Source organism: Streptomyces ortus (assembly GCF_026341275.1).
Classification (GTDB): domain Bacteria; phylum Actinomycetota; class Actinomycetes; order Streptomycetales; family Streptomycetaceae; genus Streptomyces; species Streptomyces ortus.
The window spans coordinates 1374004-1393013 of record NZ_JAIFZO010000002.1; the positions used below are offsets into that span (position 1 = coordinate 1374004).

The following is a 19010-nucleotide window of genomic DNA, read 5'->3' on the forward strand; positions in this document are numbered from 1 at the left end:
TTCCGTCACCTGCCGGGAGTCGTAGAGGTCGGCGTGGGCTGTCCGGCGGTCCCGGTGGCGGCCTCCGGCGCCCCGCTGGGCGCCGGGAGTCCGGTGGCCGTCGGGGTGGGCTCCGGGGACGTCCCGGCCGGTTCCGTGGCGAGCGCCTCGGGCGGCCGGATCAGGGGCACGTACACGGACGACTGATCGGCCGCGGCGCTGGGGACGCCGCGGACGGTGCCGTCGGGATTCAGGAAGGCCGGGTCGCCGCCGGGCACCATGCCGAGCTCGCGGGCGCGGCGCTGGAGGGCATCGGGGGCGGAGTAGGCGTCCACGTCACGCTGGAGCGCCTGTTCCTCGTCGGTGAGGCTCTTGGTGTCCTTCTGGAGGTCGTCGAGCTGGAACGATCCCTCGCTGAGGGCGGAGTTCAGCACCAGGAGTCCGATGAGCCCGCCCCCGAGCAGCAGCACGACCAGGAGGACGAAGGGGGTACGGGCCGCCTGTCCGGGACCGGTCGGGAAGAGCCGCGCGAGCCGGGCCGCCCTCCCCCTCAGTCGGGTTTCTTGTTCACTCACCCTCCAGGTGAGTCCGGGTCGCCGGCTGGCGGGTCCGCGTGTCAGGCCCCTGTGCCCGGTGAGTTCGGTCGTCCGCCTCACGCACGCTTTTCGTCACTCGGCGTCCTCCCTGATGCGCTGCGCCCCGCGCAGCCGTGCGGGAGCGGCCCGCCGGTTCTCCGCGACCTCCTCCTCGGTGGGGAGTTCGGCACCGCGCGTCAGGAGCTTGAGCCGGGGCTGGTAGCGCTCGGGGACGACCGGCAGTCCGGGCGGCGCGGTGGTGGCGGCGCCCGCCGCGAACACCTGCTTCACGAGCCGGTCCTCCAGGGAGTGGTACGACAGCACGGCGATCCTGCCGCCGACGGCGAGCGCCTTCACGGCGGCGGGGATCGCCCTCTCCAGGACGGTGAGTTCGCCGTTGACCTCGATGCGCAGCGCCTGGAACGTGCGCTTGGCGGGGTTGCCGCCGGTGCGCTTGGCCGCCTGCGGCAGGGAGTCGCGGATCAGCTCGACGAGCCGCGCGCTGTTGGTGAAGGGCTCCTTGTCGCGCTCGCGGACGACCGCGGACACGATCCGCTTGGCCTGCTTCTCCTCGCCGTACGCCCGCAGGATCCGGACGAGTTCGCCGGGCGGGTAGGTGTTGAGCACCTCGGCCGCTCCGATGCCGGTCGTCTGGTCCATGCGCATGTCGAGCGGCGCGTCCTGGGCGTAGGCGAAGCCGCGGTCCGCCTCGTCGAGCTGCATGGAGGAGACGCCCAGGTCGAAGAGGACGCCCTGGACGCTCGCGATGCCCAGGCGGTCGAGCACGTCGGGGAGTTCGTCGTAGACCGCGTGCACCAGCTCGGCGCGGTCGCCGAAGGGGGCGAGCCGCTCCCCGGAGAGGCGCAGTGCCTCCTTGTCGCGGTCGAGGGCGACGAGACGGGCCTCGGGGAAGCGGGCGAGCAGGGCCTCGCTGTGGCCGCCGAGGCCGAGGGTGCAGTCGACGACCACGGCTCCCGGTGCCTCCAGTGCGGGGGCCAGCATGTCCAGGCACCGCTGGAGCATCACCGGGACATGTCGACTGTTGCTCAAGGGGCCCTCTCAGGTCCGGCGCGGCCGGTACGCACAACCGGGTCCCCGCCCGCCCGCAGCCGTCACGGAGGAACACCCCTCGGTTTGTCGAGGGGAAGGCCGGCCGGCGCCGGAAGCGTCAGTCGACCGGGAGCGGGAGGAGGCCGAGCCGTACGTACGCGCCGCGCACGCGGGGAGATCCCGGCATGGCGCCGGGGCTCCGGGGGTCTGTCCAGCAGGGAGGACAGCTCGCCTCCCGCTTCGCGTCACTTTAGTCCACGGTGTCTCGCGGTCAATGAACCGGCCTGCGCGTCGCGCCTCTCGCCCGCGATCAAGCAAAAATCCGGCGATTTCCACCCGAACGGGTGCACTCGGTCCACCCTTGTGGGTTACCTCACAACAACGCTCATTGATGTTCTTTGTCCCCTCTCACAGCGGGCCCGATCGACGCGTGCCCCTTACCTTCATAGGTATGACGACTTCCGCATCCGTTCCCACCGAACCCGAGGACGCCACGGCACGCCCCGGCACCGTCACGGACCGCCTGGTCGACGCCAACGAGCGGTACGCCGACGCGTTCACCGACCCGGGCATGGACGCCCGGCCGGTACTGCGCGTCGCGGTCGTGGCCTGCATGGACGCCCGTCTCGACCTGCACGCCGCGCTCGGCCTCGAACTCGGCGACTGCCACACCATCCGCAACGCGGGCGGCGTGGTCACCGACGACGTGATCCGCTCCCTGACCATCAGCCAGCGCGCGCTCGGCACCCGCAGCGTCGTGCTCATCCATCACACCGGCTGCGGCCTGGAGTCCCTCACCGAGGAGTTCCGCCACGACCTGGAGATGGAGGTCGGCCAGCGCCCGGCATGGGCGGTCGAGGCGTTCCGCGACGTCGAACAGGACGTACGGCAGTCCATGCAGCGCGTGCGGACCTCCCCGTTCCTTCTGCACTCCGACGACGTACGTGGTTTCGTGTTCGACGTGAAGACGGGTCTCCTGAGTGAGATAGACCCCACCTGACGCAGGTTGGGCCCGGCCATAGAACGCAAGACCCGACATATCACGGCCAGTTATCCACAGGCGGATGACACGAACCGGTAACGGCAACAAGAATGCGTGTGTGGCGTCGCGCGGAACTTTTCACGCGTGGCGTCCGTGTTCGGGGTGGGCCGGTCCGCATCGCAGCGTGTCGGCCCGGAGAAAGAACGGGCCGAGGAGGGCCGGGTGACGACCTATGACGATCGAGCGAGCCTTACAGATCTGACCGCCACTGTGGAGAGAGTCCGCAGTTCGGTGGAGGAAGTGATCGAGGGCAAGCCTGAGGTCGTACGGCTTTCGCTGACCGTGCTGCTCGCCGAGGGACATCTGCTCATCGAGGATGTCCCCGGCGTGGGCAAGACCATGCTGGCCAAGGCACTGGCGCGGTCCATCGACTGCTCGGTGCGACGTATTCAGTTCACGCCAGACCTGCTGCCCTCGGACATCACGGGGGTGTCCATCTGGGACCAGCAGAGCAGGGAGTTCGAGTTCAAACCGGGGGCGATCTTCGCGCAGATCGTGATCGGCGACGAGATCAACCGCGCGTCGCCCAAGACGCAGTCGGCGCTCCTGGAGTCCATGGAGGAGCGCCAGGTCACCATCGACGGGCACACCTACGAGCTGCCCGGCCCCTTCATGGTGGTGGCCACGCAGAACCCGGTCGAGATGGAGGGCACCTATCCGCTGCCGGAGGCGCAGCGGGACCGTTTCATGGCCCGGGTCTCCATCGGCTATCCCAGCGCGGAGGCCGAGCTGCAGATGCTCGACATCCACGGCGGGGCCTCGCCGCTGGACGACCTGCAGCCGGTGGCGCACGCGCACGAGATCGTGAAGCTCATCGACGCGGTCCGCACGGTGCACGTCGCCGACTCGGTCCGCCGGTACGCGGTCGACCTGGTCGGCGCCACCCGCAACCACCCGGACCTGAGACTCGGCGCCTCGCCGCGCGCCACACTGCACCTGTTGCGCGCCGCGAAGGCGTCCGCCGCTCTCAGCGGCCGGGACTACGCGCTGCCGGACGACGTCCAGGCCCTCGCCGTGGCGGTCCTGGCGCACCGGCTGCTGCCCACCGCCCAGGCCCAGTTGAACCGTCGTACGGCCGAGCAGGTCGTCCTGGAGATCCTCCAGCGCACGGCCGTGCCCGCGGCGCCCCAGCCGCCGGGCAATCCGGTGATCGGCCGCGGCGCGTCCGCCCTGGGCCAGCAGCCGCCCCGGAGGCTGTGATGACCACCGGGGGGATGCCCGCAGCCACGGCCGAGGAGGACAAGGGGGGACTGCGCACGGCTCTCGCCGGGCTCACCACGCGCGGGCGGTCGTTCCTGGCCGCCGGCATCGCGGCGGCCGTCTGCGCGTACGTCCTGGGGCAGAGCGATCTGCTCCGGGTGGGGCTCCTGCTCGCCGTGCTGCCGCTGGTCTGCACGGCCGTGCTGTACCGCACGCGCTACCGGGTCGCCGGCAGCCGCCGGCTCTCCCCCGCGCGGGTGCCGGCGGGTTCCGAGGCACGGGTCCATCTGCGGATGGACAACGTCTCGCGGCTGCCCACCGGACTGCTGATGCTCCAGGACCGGGTGCCGTACGTGCTGGGGCCCCGGCCCCGGTTCGTCCTGGACCGGGTCGAGGCGCTCGGCCGGCGCGAGGTGTCGTACCGCGTGCGTTCGGACCTGCGCGGGCGCTACCCGCTGGGCCCGTTGCAACTGCGGCTCAGCGACCCCTTCGGCATGTGCGAGCTGACCCGTTCCTTCTCGACCTACGACACCCTCACCGTCGTCCCGCGCGTGGAGGCCCTGCCGCCGGTCCGGCTGACCGGTGAGGCGAAGGGGTACGGGGACGGGCGGCATCGCTCGCTCGCGCTGGCGGGCGAGGACGACGTGATCCCGCGCGGGTACCGCTACGGCGACGACCTGCGCCGGGTCCACTGGCGGCTGACCGCCCGCTACGGCGAGCTGATGGTGCGCCGCGAGGAGCAGCCGCAGCGGTCCCGCTGCACGGTGCTCCTCGACACCCGGGGCATCGCCTTCGACGGCGCGGGCCCGGACTCGGCCTTCGAGTGGGCCGTCTCGGGCGCCGCGTCGACGCTGGTGCACATGCTCGAACGGGGCTTCTCGGTGCGCCTGTTGACCGACACCGGCACCTCGGTGCCCGGCGAGGGCGCCGACGGGTTCGCCGGGGCCAGCCAGGAGTCGGCGGACGCGGCGGGGCTCATGATGGACACCCTGGCGGTGATCGACCACTCCGACGGTACGGGCCTGTCCCGGGCGTACGAGGTGCTGCGCGGTGGCAACGAGGGACTGCTGGTGGCCTTCCTCGGCGACCTGGACGAGGAACAGGCGTCGGTGCTCGCGAAGATGCGCCAGCGCAGCGGCGGGGCGATCGCCTTCCTGCTGGACAGCGGGGCATGGGTGCGGGGCGCCCCCGACGAACAGGGCGAGGAGCGGCTTCGGATGCTGCGTGAGGCGGGCTGGACCGCTGTGGCCGTCCCACCGGGCGTGAGCCTGGCCGACCTGTGGCGGGAGGCGGACCGGCAGCGCATCGGAGTCGCGTCCACGGGCAGCACGGCAGGAGGCGGTGACTCATGAGCGGGCGCGCGCGTCTGGCGCTGTGCGCCGCAGCGGCGACCCTGATGGCGTCCTGCGCCCTGCTGCCGCTGGTCGATCCGGCGACCTGGTTCCTCCAGGCGGCGTTCCTCGTCGCGGTGCAGACCGCGGTGGGCGCGGCGGCCCGGCGGGTGCCGCTGGCACGGCCGCTGACGATCGCGGTGCAGGCGTTGGTGACCCTGATGCTGCTGACGCTGTCGTTCGCCCGGGAGCATGCCGTCGCCGGGCTGCTGCCCGGCCCCGACGTCTTCCGTTACTTCGGTGAGCTGCTGCAGGCGGGCGCGGACGACGTCAGCAGGTACTCGATCCCGGCGCCGCTCTCGGACGGCATCCGTCTGATGATGGTCGGCGGGGTCGTGGTGATCGGACTCGCGGTGGACGCGCTCGCGGTGACGTTCCGCAGCGCCGCCCCCGCCGGACTGCCGCTGCTCGCGCTGTACTCCGTCGCCGCGGGTCTCGCGGACGGCGGCGCCGGATGGATCTGGTTCCTGCTGGCGGCCACCGGTTTCCTGGTGCTGCTGCTGGCCGAAGGACGTGACCGGCTCTCCCAGTGGGGGCGCGTCTTCGGCGGCGGGCCCCGTACACCCGGCGGAGATCCCTCGGGCAGCCCGACCGCGCCGGTCCGTACGGGACGGCGCATCGGCGCCGTCGCGCTCGGGGTCGCGCTGGTCGTTCCGCTCGCCCTGCCCGCGCTCGACGGCGGGCTGCTGGACGCCGCCCGCACGGGGGTCGCCGCGGGTTCCGGCGGGGGCAACACGATCTCCGCGGTGAACCCGCTGGTCTCGCTCAGCGACAGCCTGAACGTGGACGAGGACCGCGAGGTCATGTCCTACCGCACCAACTCGGAGGAGACGCAGAACCTCTATCTGCGGATCGTCTCGCTCGACGAGTTCGACGGCACGGCGTGGAAACCGGCCAAGCGTCATGTCGAGGACGTGCCGGGGACGTTCCCGACACCGCCAGGACTCAGTGACGACGTCCGGCGCACCGAGGTGGAGACGAGGATCTCGGCGGCCGACTGGTACGCGCAGGACTGGCTGCCGCTGCCCTACCCGGCCAGCCAGGTGGGGATCAACGGCAAGTGGCGGTTCGAGCCCGTGGGCCGCACGCTCGTCGGCGACCACGGCCAGACGACCCGCGGCCAGGAGTACACGGTCAAGAGCCTGATCGTGCAGCCGACCGCGGACCAGCTCGCGAACGCGCCCGAGGCGCCGGAGGTGCTGAAGCGCGAGTTCACCAGGGTGCCGAACTCACTGCCGCAGGTGGTGGCCGCGACGGCACGGAAGATCACGGCGAACTCGGCCAACGACTACGAGCGCGCGGTGAAGCTGCAGGACTGGTTCGCCCTGGAGGGCGGCTTCACGTACGACACGGAGGTGAAGGTCGGTAGCGGGTCCCAGGCGATAGCGCGCTTCCTCAGGGACAAGGAGGGCTTCTGCGTCCACTTCTCGTTCGCGATGGCCTCCATGGCCCGCACGCTGGGCATCCCGGCCCGGGTCGCGGTGGGCTTCACGCCTGGTTCGCCCAAGTCGGACGGCACGATGTCGGTGGGGTTGCGGGACGCGCACGCCTGGCCCGAGCTGTACTTCGAGGGTGTGGGCTGGACCCGCTTCGAGCCGACCCCGAACCGTGGCTCGGTTCCCGAGTACACGCGTACGGAGACGCCCGGCGCGGCCGTCCCCGACCCGGACGCGCCGTCGCGTTCCTCGTCCACGGCTCCCTCCGCCGCCCCGTCGGGCAGCGAGGAGTGCACGGCGGCCGAGAAGAAGCTGGAGCAGCCCTGCACGAGCGAGTCCCCGCAGGCGGCGTTCGGCGCGACCAACGACGATCCACCGTGGTGGCTGTCCCTGCTCCTGTGGCTCGCGGGCGGACTCGCCGTGGGCACGCTGCCGCTGCTGCCGATGCTGTGGCGGATGCGGACGCGGTCGGTGCGGCTCGGTTCGCACAGCTGGACCGGGTCGGACACCGGAGCCGCGGCGTCGGCGTCCGGGCAGGAGGCCGACGGCGACACGACGCGGGATCTCCGGCTCGAGTCGCACGGCCGGGCCGAGGCACGCACCGCGGCGATCGCGCTGGAGGCCTGGCAGGAGGTCAGTGACACGGCGTGGGACTTCGGTATCCCTCCCGACGATTCGCAGACGCCGCGCAAGGCGGCGGCGCGGATCGTCCGCGTCGGGCAGCTGGAGCCGGAGGCAGCGGCCTCCGTGCACCGGGTCGCCGACGCGGTGGAGCAGGTCCTGTACGCGCCGAGTCCCCGGCCGGCCCCCGGGCTGGGCGCCGATGTCCGCCGGATGACCCAGGGTCTGCGAGCCAACGCCGGCCGCGGTACGCGCCTGCGCGCACTGCTCGCACCGCGCTCGTCCGTCCGGGTGGTGTGGGCGGCTGCCGAGAGGTGGCACGCGCTGAAGTACCGCACCGCGACGCGCTGGGCAGCGCTGGTCCGGCGCGCGCGCCCGTCGGAACAGAGCGGCGGCGCGGGCGGCTGACCGGCCGCCGGGCCGAGGCAGTGAAGAGGGGGCGCCGATCGTGTCCGGGTCGGCGCCCCCTCGTCACTGCCCGGGTTCGCGGCTTCGCGGCTTCCGGCTTCGCGCCGGGCGGGCTTGAAGCTGCACGGCTTCCGGCCGGGCGCTGGGAGCCGTCCGTGAACCGTGGCGCCCCTGCTCACTCAGGGCAGGTACGCCGAAGGGGCGGCCACCTCAGTGGTGGTCGCCCCTTCGTGTATGCGTCTGTCCGGCCCGGAACCCGGTGGGTTACTGGCCGCCCTGCTCGTCACGGCGCCGCTGCCAGCGCTGTTCGATGCGGTCCATCATGGAGCGCCGCTGCCGACCCTGACGACGGGCCTGCGGAGCACCCGGCGCACCCGCCGCGGGCTGTTCACCCGGCTTGGGGGCCTTGCGCCAACCGGTGACGGCGAGCACCGCGCAGCCCAGCATGACGAGAAAACCCACCACACTGACCCAGATCTGCTGTGCGACCATTCCGGCCATGAGGAGCGCGATACCTACGAGGAAGCCGGCGACCGCCTGGTAGACCCGTCGCCGGGTGTACGTACGCAGCCCGCTTCCCTCAAGCGCTGTCGCGAACTTGGGATCTTCGGCGTACAGCGCTCGCTCCATCTGCTCGAGCATTCGCTGCTCGTGCTCCGAGAGCGGCACGGCGTCCTCCTCATCGTGCAGTCGCCGGGGCGACCGGGGGTCCCTTCAGGATAGGCAGGGAATCGCCCCCGTGAAACCCGCCCCTCTGCGCCAATTCGCCAACCGGAACCCGCCATGGCTTTCCGATCCGCTGAGGCGTAGATTCCCCAGCGACCGGCCCGTCATGCCGGACGGTCTCCCCCGATCATACGGCTCCGAGGGCCCGATCGGGGGGCCTGTGGCGTACTCCATCTGCCGCCGCGCCCCTGATCAGCGGTGCGACAGGGGTGGCGGCTCACCCCTCGGCCGACTCCTGCGTCTCACCGAGCACATGAAGCTGCGTGGCAACAGCGTGGAAGGCGGCGAGTTCCGCAGCCGCGGTCTCCAGCTTCAGCAGGGCGTCCAGGGCGCCGGGCTCGGTGTCCACGAGGACCCCGGGGACCAGGTCGGCGAAGACCCGCACGCCGTGTACCGCACCGACGTCCAGGCCCGCGGCCTCGACCAGCGCGGTGAGCTGGTCGGCCGTGAAGCGGTGCGGCACGGGATCACTCTCGCCCCAGCGGCCGTCCGGGTCACTCAGGGCGTGGCGGGCTTCCGTGAAGTGTCCGGCGAGGGCCCGCGCGAGCACGGCGCCGCCCAGTCCGGCGGCGAGCAGGCTGAGGACGCCTTCGGGGCGCAGGGCGCCGACGGCGTTGCGCAGGCCTTCGGCGGGGTCGTCCATGTACTCGAGGACGCCGTGGCACAGCACCGCGTCGTAGCCGCCGCGCTCGACGACGTCGAAGAGGCCGTGCGCGTCGCCCTGGACACCCTGGACGCGGTCGGCGACGTCCGCCTCGGCGGCGCGGCGCTCCAGCGCGAACAGCGCGTTCGGGCTGGGGTCCACGACGGTGACGCGGTGGCCGAGCCGGGCCACGGGCACCGCGAAGTTGCCGCTGCCGCCTCCGGTGTCGAGCACGTCCAGCGACTCCCGGCCCGTGGCCTTGACCCGGCGGTCGAGGGCGTCCTTCAGAACGTCCCAGACCACGGCGGTACGCAGAGAGGCGCGGGGGCTGGCGGGGCCGGAGCGCGGCGACGCCGGTCGGGGGCGGCGGTGGGAGACGGGTGGGCGCATCGGGTCCGACACGGCAGTTGACTCCTCGGCGCGGCACCGCCTCGGTACGGCGGAGCGATGGGCATCTCTCCCCCGCCGTGTCCGGCGCCGGGGAGATTCAGGCGTCCCAACCCTATTGCCTCACGCCCGCTGCCCGGCCCCCCGTCTCGCGCGGCGGACGAACACCCGCACACCACCCTTGCCACCGCGCCGCCGTCAGCACGTTCCCCGAAGCCGTAGCCCACGCCCGGGCCCCGGCACCGACCCGGATCCCGCCGGTCCGGGTTCGGCGCTAGTCCGGGTCCGGGCCGGTGCCGGTCCGGTGCCGGTCCGGACGGACCCGGTTCGCGTCCGGTGCCGGGCCGCCCGGTGCCCACCCGGATCCCGCCAGCCCGGGGTCGGCGCTGGTTCGTGTCTGACGCTGGTCTGGCGCCGGTACCGGTACCGGTGCGGGGTCGGTCCGGTTCGCGTTCCATGCCGGGCCGTGCTCAATGCCGGGCCGCGCTCGAAGCCGGGCCAGGCTCGATGCCGGGCCGAACCAGGGCCCGGGCCCGGCCGCGGGCCGTGGAGCCCGGCCGTGTCAGCCCGCGTCCGGGACCTCCCGGATCTCCCGGGGGCCCGGCGCGAGCCGGCCCTCGGGTTCGCTCCGGTTCGCCTGACCGCCCTCCTGCCGTGGCTGCGGCAGGACCGGCTGGAGCACCAGCATGCGCTCCACGAGGCGGAGGAACATCGCCACGTCACGCAGCAGGTCGTCGGCGTCCCGGATGCTGGCGGCGCCCTGGATGCCGGCCTCCGCGCGGGCCCGCCGACGGGCCCCCGAGGCGAACAGCACGCTCCACTCGGCGAGTTCGGGCGCTATCTCGGGCAGTACTTCCCAAGCGCTCCGGATCTTGGCCCGGCGCCTCTCGCTGGTCTCGGGCCGGCCGCGCGCGGCGAGCACGGCCGCGGCGGTGCGCAGGGCAGCCAGGTGCGCCGTCGCGTACCGGTCGTTGGGCATTTCCAGCAGGGCCGCCTCGTCGAGTCCGGCGCGGGCCTGGGCGAGCAGATCGAGGGCGGCGGGCGGGGCCGTGGCACGGCGGAGCACGGGGTGCACGTCGCTCGCCGGTCCGGTCAGTGAGGGGGCAGGGCCGGTGGCGCGGCGCCGACGGGCGGCGGCTGCGGAAGAGCTGGCCATGACGAACCTCCTGTCGTCGTGTGACGGCACACCCCCGACGGGAGATGCCGTATGTGCCTATCGTGCGGTATGCCACTGACAATCCGTTCTGACCTGCGCTTTTGCTTCGTTCAAAGGTTCGGAGTAGCTTTTGCACTGACCAGTCAGTTCAAAAACTTCGTCATTCAACCGGCACGGCAGCCGGCTGAAGGGCCCGGAAGGTGGGGGAAGTTGTGGACGGTCCGCACGGACTCGGCGTCACGGCCGAGGACTTCGGGCTCGAGGGGCCTCGCGGCTGGGCGTTCCGCGGCGTGGACGTCGACGCGGAGCCCGGCTCGCTGATCGCGGTCGAGGGACCTTCGGGCTCGGGCCGTACCTGTCTGCTGCTGGCGCTCACCGGCCGGATGAAACCCACCGAGGGCCACGCGAGAGTGGGACGCCACGAGCTGCCGAAGCAGATGGCGGCGGTCCGCCGGTGCAGCGCGCTGGCCCATGTCCCCGGCGTCACCGATCTGGAACCCGCCCTGTCCGTCGCCGAGCACCTCCGGGAGCGCGCCCTGCTCCAGCGGCGCTTCGGCGGCCCCGTACGCGGGCTGCTGCGACCGCGTCAGGAACGGCTGACGGAGGCCCGGCTGCGGGTCGACAGCGCGCTGGCCGCCGCCGGGCTCGACCGGGAGGCACTGCCCAAGGGCTCCAGGACCGCCGTACGCGACCTGGAACGCCTGGAGGCGCTGCGGTTGTCCGTGGCCCTCGCCCTGATCGGCCGCCCCCGGCTGCTCGGGATCGACGACACCGACCTGAAGTTCTCGGACGCCGAACGGACCGAGGTGTGGGCGCTGCTGCGCTCGCTGACCGAGGCCGGGACCACGGTCGTGGCGGTGTGCAGCGAGGCCCCGAAGGGCGCGGTCCTGGTGTCCATGGAATCCGACCACGACAAGGAGACGGTGGATGCGCTCGCCGAAACTGGCCGCGCTTGAGCTCAGGCGCTTCGGCAGGGGCAGGCTCCCGCGCGCGGCGCTGGCCGCGCTCCTGCTGCTCCCCCTGCTGTACGGCGCCCTCTACCTGTGGTCGTTCTGGGACCCGTACGGCCGCCTCGACCGCATCCCCGTGGCGCTGGTGAACGACGACCAGGGAGCCACCGCGGCCGACAAGAAGGTCGTGCTGGGCGACGAGATCACCAAGGGGCTGCGGAAGAGCGACACCTTCGAGTGGCACGAGGTGAGCGCCGCCGAGGCCCGCGAGGGCGTCGAGGACGGCGACTACTACCTGTCGCTGACCATGCCGTCCGACTTCAGTAGGAGGATCGCCTCCAGCTCGGGGGACTCCCCGGAGACGGGCGCCCTCCAGGTGCGTACGAACGACGCGAACAACTACATCGTCGGGCAGATTTCGCGGACGGTCTTCAGCGAGGTGCGCACGGCCGCCTCGACCAAGGCGGCACGGTCGTTCCTCGACAAGATCTACGTCTCGTTCTCCGACATTCACGGGAAGACCCAGAAGGCCGCCGAGGGGGCCGACAGCCTCTCCGGTGGCATCGGGAAGGCGAAGAAGGGCTCGAAGGACCTCGCGGACGGCCTCGCGGACGCCGAGAAGGGCAGCGGCAAGCTCGCCACCGGGCTGAAGAAGCTCGACACGGGAGCGGGCGACCTGGAGGACGGCTCACGGCAGGTCTCGCAGGGCACGCAGACCCTCGCGGACAAGGTCAACGGCGTCGCGGACAAGGTGGGGCCCTTCCTGAAGGGCAACGAGAAGGAGATCGGCGACACCGCCCGGCTCGTCGCGGACTCCGCCTCCGTCATCCGCGGCAACCTCGACACGCTGGCGAGGACGGCCCCGGCCGCCGCCAAGAGCGCGCACACCGCCTCCGACACGCTGAACGGCGTCTACAGGACGCGCTGCGAGGACCAGGACCTGCCGCTGCCCGACGCCGCCTGCCCGGACCTGAAGAAGGCCAGGGACGCGGCGGCGGACGTGGCGAAGGTCGCCGACGACGTCGACACGCTGGTGGCCGGCCAGAAGGGTGACCTGAAGACGCTGGACAAGCACCTGGCCACCCTGGAGAAGCAGGCCCGGGCGCTGGCCGACCGCTCGCCGCACCTGTCCGAGGACCTCACCACGGCCGTCTCGAAGATCAACCAGCTCAACAAGGGGGCCGGGAAGGTCGCCAAGGGTGCCGAGACGCTGCACACGGGGCTCGGCACGGCCAAGAAGGGCGCCACCGACCTGGACAGCGGCATCGGCAGGCTCGGGACGGGAGCGGACGACCTCGAAGGGGGCATGTACAAGCTCGCCGACGGCTCGGGGAAGCTCGCCGGCGGACTCCACGACGGCGCGGGAAAGATCCCGGACTACGACAAGAAGGATCGTGATCAGCGCACCGGGGTCATGGCCGACCCCGTACAGCTCGCTTCGAAGGACCTGCACAAGGCGCCCAACTACGGCACCGGTTTCGCCCCGTACTTCATTCCGCTCTCCCTGTGGGTGGGCGCGATGGTCGCCTACATGCTGATCCCGCCGCTCAACCGGCGCGCGCTCGCCGCGGGCGCCGGCGCCTGGCGGATCGCGCTGGCGGGCTGGCTGCCGGTGGCCGCCCTGGGAGTGCTCCAGACGGTCGCGCTGATGTCCGTACTGCACTGGGCGATCGGTCTTGAGGCGGTGCGGGCGGCCGGGACGGTGGCCTTCCTGTTCCTGGTGACGGCCTGTTTCGCGGCGATCGTGCAGTGGCTCAACGCGCGCTTCGGAGCGGCCGGCCGGATCCTCGTCCTCGCGCTCCTGATGCTCCAGCTGACCTCGGCCGGCGGCACGTACCCCGTGCAGACCAGCCCCGGCTTCTTCAACGTGATCCACCCCTTCATGCCGATGAGTTACGTCGTCGACGCCCTGCGGAGACTCATCACAGGCGGCGGTCTGGGCCCGGTCTGGCAGGCCTGCGCCGTGCTCACCGCCTTCACCCTGGGCGCCCTCGCGCTCACCGCGGTGGCGGCGCGACGACGGCAGGTGTGGACCCTCGACCGACTTCACCCGGAGCTGAGCCTGTGACAATCGGGGCCATGGAAAGCAGCAGTACGGTGGACAGCGGCGGCGGCCGGCGGCAGGCGACCCGGCAGAAGCTCTACGAGGCGGCGGTGACCCTCATCGCCGAGCAGGGCTTCTCCGCCACCACCGTGGACGAGATCGCCGAACGTGCCGGAGTGGCGAAGGGCACGGTCTACTACAACTTCGCGAGCAAGTCCGTCCTCTTCGAAGAGCTGCTCCGGCACGGGGTGGGACTGCTCACCGCCTCGCTGCGGGAGGCGGTCGAGAAGACCGACGAGGACGGCGGCAGCAGGGTCGACGCGCTGGACGCGATGATCCGGGCGGGCCTCGTCTTCATCGGCCGCTATCCGGCCTTCACCCAGCTGTACGTGGCGGAGCTGTGGCGCACCAACCGGGCCTGGCAGTCCACGCTGATGGTGGTCAGGCAGCAGGCCGTCGCGGTCGTCGAGGACGTCCTGCGCGACGGAATCGCCAACGGTGAGCTGAGCGACGAGATCGACACCCCCCTGACGGCGGCGGCGCTGGTCGGCATGGTGCTGGTGGCGGCCCTGGACTGGCAGGCGTTCCAGCCGCAGCGCTCCCTGGACGAGGTCCACGCCGCACTGTCCCTGCTGCTCCAGGGAAGAGTCGGCGGCGGGCGCCTCGGACCCGGGTGACACAGCCGCACGGCAGACACCGCGGACACAGGAGGGGCGCCGGTCCGAAGTGGCCGCGTCCCCCGCGGGAGCCACGATCTTCGCGACGCCGGGGTGTTCGACCAGCGCTTCGCCGGTGACGGATCCGGTCGCCCTCGGGCCCCCGTGCCTCGCTCCCGCCGAGTGCTCGGCGGAAGGAGCGGTAGAGGGCGCCGCGCCGTTCCGCCGCCCCGTGTCGGCGGTACCGGAGCCGCGCCCCTTTCCGTGCCTCCACTCTCTCGTTCGCGCAGGTGGGAGCCCATCCGCGCGCGTACTCAACTCACTCACTAGGTACGCGTACTCAGAACTGCGCACTCATGCCCAGGACGGGTCGTTGCCGACTGGTTACGATCGCGTCCGTGTCCGTACTCCCCCTGGTGTTCACCAGTGGCTGGGCCAGCGGTGTCAACGCGTACGCGGTGGTGCTGCTCCTCGGCCTCTTCGGCGCGACCGGCCTGACCGACGAGGTCCCCGAGTCGCTGCAGCGCCCCGAAGTCCTCGTCGTGGCCGGCGTCCTGTTCGTCTGCGAGGCCTTCGCCGACAAGATCCCGTACGTGGACTCGGTGTGGGACACCGTGCACACGGTGATCCGGCCGGTGTCGGGAGCCGTCGTCGCGGCGCTGCTCGCCGGGCAGAGCGGTTCGCTGTCCGAGCTGACGGCGGCGGCGATCGGTGGCTCCTCCGCCCTGGCCAGCCACACCGTCAAGGCCGGGACGCGGATGGCGATCAACACCTCGCCGGAGCCGTTCAGCAACGTCGTGATGAGCACCGCCGAGGATCTCGGGGTCGCCGGGATCCTGACCTTCGCGATGTTCCATCCCGAGGCCGCGGCGATCATCGCGGGAGTCCTGCTGCTGGCCGGTGTGCTGGTGCTCTACTTCCTGATCTCGCGGATCAGACGGTTCCGGCGGCGCCGGGCCCAGCGCCGCGAGGAGAAACGGCTCGTGGACCGCCTCGGGCCGCCGCCACCCGGCTGACCTCGGCCGCCCGGGGCCGCGGGCCCGTTGTCAGTGGTGGCCGATAAAGTCCCTGGCATGGCACGGATTGTGGTGATCGGCGCCGGGATGGGCGCGATGGCGGCCGCTGCCCGGCTGGCCGTCGCGGGCCACCGGGTGACGGTGTACGAGCGGGCGGCGACGTACGGCGGAGCGGTGGGCCGTTTCGAGCGCGACGGGTTCGCCTTCGACACGGGCCCCGGACTGCTCCAGCTGCCCGCGGTCTACCGCGATCTGTTCGTGAAGACCGGCAAGGAGCCCCTGGAGGCGTGCGTCGACCTGGTCCAGGTCGACCCGGCGGCGCGGCACGTCTTCGCCGACGGCACGGAGGTCCCGTTGCCCAACGCCTCGCGCGCGGGGGTCGTCTCGGCCCTGGACGGCGCGCTGGGCGCGGGCGCGGGTGAGCGCTGGGGCGACTTCCTGGTCCGGGCCCGCGAGGCCTGGGACCGGACCCGCCGGCCGCTCCTGGAGGAGCCGCTGTGGTCCGACTGGCAGGTGCTGGGCGAGCGCGAGCCCTATCCGGCACCGCGGCAGCGGCGCCTGCTGCGCACCCGTACGGCGGCCCGGCTCTCGGAGGTCGGTGCCTGGGAGCTGGGCGACCCCCGCCTCGCCGCCCTCCTGGAGAGCTACGCGCTGGCGTACGGACTCGACCCGCGCGCGGTACCGGCCAGCGCGTCCGTGTTGCCGTACATGGAGCACGCCTTCGGCGCGTGGTACGTGCGCGGCGGGATCCGCGAGCTGGCGCGGGCCGTGCACGAGCGGTGCGTGGCCCGGCGGGTGGAGTTCGTCTTCGGGGCGGAGGTCGTGGCCGTCACCGAGAAGGACGGCCGGGCGACCGGCGTGGAGCTGCGCGACGGGACCGTCGCCGAGGCGGACTTCGTGGTGGGCGGCCCACCGGAGCTGCTGAAGAGCCTGACCGGCCGCGACGATCTGTACGGGGGCGAGGCCGCCGGGCCCCGTCCCGCGACCCCGAGCTGCGGCAAGGCAGTGGTCTGCCTCGCCCTGCGCGGCCCGCGCGAGGCGGGCGCCGCGCACCGCACGGTCGTCCACACACCGGACCGGGCCGAGGAGCTGGACCACACCTTCGGGGCGGGTACGGCGGCGCCGCGGCCCACGGTGTGGGTGGCCCGTCCGGACGATCCGCTGCTGCGCCCGGACGACGCCCACGAGTCCGTGGTGCTCACGGCGACGGTGCCGTCCCTCGCGCACTACGACTGGGCCGCGGCCGGTGCCGCCGATGCCTTCGCGGATCGCATGGTCGCCGCGGCGGAGCGGGCCGTGCCGGACCTGCGCGAGCGCGTGCTGTGGCGCGAGGTACGGACGCCCCTGCACACGGAGCGGGAGACCGGAGCGCCGGGCGGCGCTGTACCCGCTCCGGCGCTGGCCGGTGCGGGCGGCACCCGGCTGCGGCCGGGCAACGCCACCCAGATACCGGGCCTGTTCGCGGTCGGCGGCCGGGCGCACCCCGGCGGCGGGCTTCCGCACGCCGGGATGTCGGGCTCGCTGGTCGCCGGACTGATCGTGGAGGGACCGGACTTCAGGGGTTCGCAGTGAGGGAGGCGGAGGCAGAGCTTCCCGGGTGAGGCCGCACGCGGTACCGGCCGGTGCCGGTACCGCGGTCAGTACCGGTACTGCTGCTCGTCGTACCCGCCCTGCTGTTGCCCGTTGCCGTCGTACGGATACGGCTGCTCCGGCGGGAGTTCGCCCCCGTACGGGTCCTCGGTGTTCCGCTGCTGCGGCACCCAGACCCCGCCGGGCGGGGTGTTCTCGCCGCCGTTGTAGGCGCCCGCCGCGTACTGGTCCTGCTCGTAACCCTGCTGGCCCTGCTGCCCCTGGCCCTGCTGCCCGTACTGCTGCTGCGAGGCGTCGTAGGACTGGCCGTAGGAGCCGGCGTCGTAGGACTGCGAGCCGACGTACGGGTCGGAGTAGGGGGCGTACTGCTGCTGCTGTCCGGTGTCGTAGCCGTACTGCTGCTGGTCGTAGCCCGAGTAGCCGTCGTATCCGTAGTTCTGGGCGAACTGGTCCTGGGACTGGCCCTGGTCGGCGTGGCCGCCCTGGGCCTGCGCCTGGGCGGAGGCGGCGTACGCGGCGTCGGCCGCGGCGGCGTAGGCGGCTTCGCTGTAGACGCCGTACTGGCCGGTGTCGTCGGGCAGCGGCTGCGGCTCGTAGACGGCGGTGGACTCGGCGGCGTTCCCCGGGCGCTGCCCGAAGACCGAGTCCTCGCGCCCGAAGTCGTCGTCCCCGCCGAAGCTCTCGCCGCGGCCGAAGTCGTCCTGAGGATACGTTCCGCTCGGCGCGGCCTGCAGGTCCGTGACCTCCAGGGTCGGTTCCTTGCGGTCGGGTTCGCCGCGGCGGCGCTTGGTGAGGCCCGGCCGTCCGGCGACGGCCCAGCCGGCCGCGAAGCCGCTGCGGAACGACAGCGTGACGTACGTCTGCCCGACGGCGAAGGCGGCGGCGCCCAGCCCGATGACCACCACCGACGGGATCAGGACACCGATGACCACTCCGAGGAAGCCGCCGAAGGCCAGCAGCCGCCAGCGCAGCCGTGCCTTGTACTGCAGCAGGACCTCGCCGAGCAGCCACAGCGCGACGATGCCGAATGCGATGTAGAGGACCGTCCAGCCCATGTACGCCCCTCTCCCAGATGGCCGCTACGCAGTGTGTCGTATCACGATGCGACCGGTCTAGGCCTGCTGTGGGTGATGCAGGCCCAGGTTCTCGTAGATTTCCAGCGTCGCGGTGGAGTTGTTCAGCGTGATGAAATGCAGTCCGGGGACTCCCTCGGCCAGCAGTGTCGCGCAGAACTCCGTGGCGAACTCGATGCCAATGGAGCGTACAGCCGCCGGATCGTCCTTGGCTGTGAGGATCCGCTCTTTCAGGGCATCCGGGAACGACGCGTTACTGAGTTGGGGCAATCGCTCCAACATCTTCACGCTGGTCACCGGCATGACCTCGGGGATGACCGGGGTGTCGCAGCCCGCCGCGTCGACCCGGTCGCGCAGGCGCAGGTAGGCGTCGGGCCGGAAGAACATCTGCGTGATCGCGTAGTCGGCGCCGGCCCGGCACTTGTCGACGAAGTTCGCCACGTCCGCGTCCCAGTCCGCGGACCTCGGATGCATCTCGGGGAAGGCCGCGACACCCACGCAGAAGTCACCGGACTCCTTGATGAGCTGGACCAGTTCGGCCGCGTACGTGAGCCCCTGGGGGTGCGCCACCCAGTCGGCCATCGGGTCGCCGGGCGGGTCGCCGCGCACGGCGAGCATGTTCCGGATCCCGGCGTCGGCGTACTGGCCGATGATGTTGCGCAGTTCCGCGATGGAGTGGTCGACCGCGGTGAGGTGGGCGACCGGGGTGAGCGTCGTGTCGGCGACGATCTGCTCGGTCGCCTTGACCGTGCCGGCGCGGGTGGTACCGCCGGCTCCGTATGTCACGGAGACGAAGCTGGGGGCCACCGCCTCGACCCTGCGCAGCGCGTTCCACAGGTTCCGCTCGCCTTTTTCGGTCTTCGGCGCCCAGAACTCGAACGAGAAGGTCGTCTTGCCGGTCGCGAGCATGTCGCGCACGGTGCGTGCGCGGTCAGTCCTGGTGGAAGCAGATCCGAGGGCCATACCCGCAGGTTAGCCAGGGGGAGACGGCCACCCAACCGGATGCGGGCAATTTGCCCGATTTGCCGACTTGTTGTCCACTCCTCGGACAACCGGCGCTCGACCGG

The 19010-nt window shown here is 72.1% G+C and carries 16 protein-coding genes; 9 read left to right on the forward strand and 7 right to left on the reverse strand.

The features are described 5' to 3' along the window. Positions 1-5: 5 nt before the first annotated feature. Positions 6-554: a cell division protein FtsL gene (gene ftsL / locus K3769_RS09355; protein ID WP_267025966.1), complete on the reverse strand. Its 549-nt coding sequence runs from the start codon at positions 552-554 to the stop codon at positions 6-8. 93 nt (positions 555-647) lie between these two features. After that, positions 648-1604, reverse strand: coding sequence for a 16S rRNA (cytosine(1402)-N(4))-methyltransferase RsmH (gene rsmH, locus K3769_RS09360; protein WP_267025967.1), 957 nt, complete (start codon positions 1602-1604; stop codon positions 648-650). Positions 1605-2055: 451 nt separating this feature from the next. On the opposite strand from rsmH, the gene K3769_RS09365 reads away from it, so the two are divergent. The 4 genes from K3769_RS09365 (at position 2056) to K3769_RS09380 (ending at position 7702) form a co-directional block, all read left to right on the forward strand. Further along, entirely contained in the window at positions 2056-2604 is a 549-nt protein-coding gene (locus K3769_RS09365; RefSeq protein WP_267025968.1) for a beta-class carbonic anhydrase, read from the forward strand. Positions 2605-2808: 204 nt separating this feature from the next. Further along, positions 2809-3846, forward strand: coding sequence for an AAA family ATPase (locus K3769_RS09370; RefSeq protein WP_267025969.1), 1038 nt, complete (start codon positions 2809-2811; stop codon positions 3844-3846). Further along, positions 3846-5198 carry a DUF58 domain-containing protein gene (locus K3769_RS09375; RefSeq protein WP_267025970.1) on the forward strand — a complete coding sequence of 451 codons (1353 nt, stop codon included), beginning with the start codon at positions 3846-3848 and terminating at the stop codon, positions 5196-5198. The genes K3769_RS09370 and K3769_RS09375 overlap by 1 nt, the downstream gene beginning before the upstream one ends. Beyond that, positions 5195-7702: a transglutaminase TgpA family protein gene (locus K3769_RS09380; protein WP_267025971.1), complete on the forward strand. Its 2508-nt coding sequence runs from the start codon at positions 5195-5197 to the stop codon at positions 7700-7702. Before K3769_RS09375 ends, K3769_RS09380 begins: the two co-directional genes overlap by 4 nt. Positions 7703-7966: 264 nt before the next feature. Here K3769_RS09380 and K3769_RS09385 read toward each other — a convergent pair whose 3' ends face one another. From K3769_RS09385 to K3769_RS09395, 3 genes are all read right to left on the reverse strand, one after another. Continuing rightward, on the reverse strand, positions 7967-8371 hold the full coding sequence (locus tag K3769_RS09385; protein WP_189779038.1) for an SCO2097 family morphological protein: 405 nt from the start codon (positions 8369-8371) through the stop codon (positions 7967-7969). A gap of 274 nt (positions 8372-8645) precedes the next feature. Next, positions 8646-9473, reverse strand: coding sequence for a class I SAM-dependent methyltransferase (locus K3769_RS09390; protein WP_267025972.1), 828 nt, complete (start codon positions 9471-9473; stop codon positions 8646-8648). Positions 9474-10020: 547 nt separating this feature from the next. Continuing rightward, on the reverse strand, positions 10021-10614 hold the full coding sequence (locus K3769_RS09395; protein ID WP_267025973.1) for an SAV_6107 family HEPN domain-containing protein: 594 nt from the start codon (positions 10612-10614) through the stop codon (positions 10021-10023). Between the two features lie 212 nt (positions 10615-10826). Here K3769_RS09395 and K3769_RS09400 point away from each other — a divergent pair, with 212 nt between their 5' ends. The 5 genes from K3769_RS09400 to K3769_RS09420 all read left to right on the forward strand — a co-directional run bounded on the left by K3769_RS09400 (position 10827) and on the right by K3769_RS09420 (position 16852). Beyond that, complete coding sequence (locus K3769_RS09400; RefSeq protein ID WP_267025974.1) at positions 10827-11570, forward strand: ATP-binding cassette domain-containing protein; 744 nt, start codon at positions 10827-10829, stop codon at positions 11568-11570. Beyond that, the gene (locus tag K3769_RS09405; RefSeq protein WP_267025975.1) at positions 11542-13632 is read left to right on the forward strand and encodes a YhgE/Pip family protein; all 2091 of its coding nucleotides are present in this window, start codon (positions 11542-11544) and stop codon (positions 13630-13632) included. The genes K3769_RS09400 and K3769_RS09405 overlap by 29 nt, the downstream gene beginning before the upstream one ends. A gap of 11 nt (positions 13633-13643) precedes the next feature. After that, on the forward strand, positions 13644-14285 hold the full coding sequence (locus K3769_RS09410; RefSeq protein WP_267025976.1) for a TetR/AcrR family transcriptional regulator: 642 nt from the start codon (positions 13644-13646) through the stop codon (positions 14283-14285). A gap of 377 nt (positions 14286-14662) precedes the next feature. Next, on the forward strand, positions 14663-15280 hold the full coding sequence (locus K3769_RS09415; protein WP_267025977.1) for a DUF4126 domain-containing protein: 618 nt from the start codon (positions 14663-14665) through the stop codon (positions 15278-15280). Between the two features lie 57 nt (positions 15281-15337). Further along, positions 15338-16852, forward strand: a complete 1515-nt coding sequence (locus tag K3769_RS09420; RefSeq protein WP_267025978.1) for a phytoene desaturase family protein — start codon at positions 15338-15340, stop codon at positions 16850-16852. 65 nt (positions 16853-16917) lie between these two features. Here the strand turns inward: K3769_RS09420 and K3769_RS09425 are convergent, their stop codons facing one another. Next, positions 16918-17925 carry an SCO2102 family sporulation regulator gene (locus K3769_RS09425; RefSeq protein WP_267025979.1) on the reverse strand — a complete coding sequence of 336 codons (1008 nt, stop codon included), beginning with the start codon at positions 17923-17925 and terminating at the stop codon, positions 16918-16920. A 57-nt stretch (positions 17926-17982) separates the two neighbouring features. Next, the gene (gene metF, locus K3769_RS09430; RefSeq protein WP_267025980.1) at positions 17983-18906 is read right to left on the reverse strand and encodes a methylenetetrahydrofolate reductase [NAD(P)H]; all 924 of its coding nucleotides are present in this window, start codon (positions 18904-18906) and stop codon (positions 17983-17985) included. Positions 18907-19010: the final 104 nt, after the last annotated feature.

Excerpts from the sequence above, each read along its gene's own strand:
- K3769_RS09365 (WP_267025968.1), top strand. The coding sequence starts at position 2,056 with ATGACGACTTCCGCATCCGTTCCCACCGAACCCGAGGACGCCACGGCA.
- K3769_RS09375 (WP_267025970.1), top strand. The coding sequence starts at position 3,846 with ATGACCACCGGGGGGATGCCCGCAGCCACGGCCGAGGAGGACAAGGGG.
- K3769_RS09380 (WP_267025971.1), top strand. The coding sequence starts at position 5,195 with ATGAGCGGGCGCGCGCGTCTGGCGCTGTGCGCCGCAGCGGCGACCCTG.
- K3769_RS09395 (WP_267025973.1), bottom strand. The coding sequence starts at position 10,614 with ATGGCCAGCTCTTCCGCAGCCGCCGCCCGTCGGCGCCGCGCCACCGGC.
- K3769_RS09405 (WP_267025975.1), top strand. The coding sequence starts at position 11,542 with ATGCGCTCGCCGAAACTGGCCGCGCTTGAGCTCAGGCGCTTCGGCAGG.
- K3769_RS09410 (WP_267025976.1), top strand. The coding sequence starts at position 13,644 with ATGGAAAGCAGCAGTACGGTGGACAGCGGCGGCGGCCGGCGGCAGGCG.
- K3769_RS09420 (WP_267025978.1), top strand. The coding sequence starts at position 15,338 with ATGGCACGGATTGTGGTGATCGGCGCCGGGATGGGCGCGATGGCGGCC.
- K3769_RS09425 (WP_267025979.1), bottom strand. The coding sequence starts at position 17,925 with ATGGGCTGGACGGTCCTCTACATCGCATTCGGCATCGTCGCGCTGTGG.
- metF (WP_267025980.1), bottom strand. The coding sequence starts at position 18,906 with ATGGCCCTCGGATCTGCTTCCACCAGGACTGACCGCGCACGCACCGTG.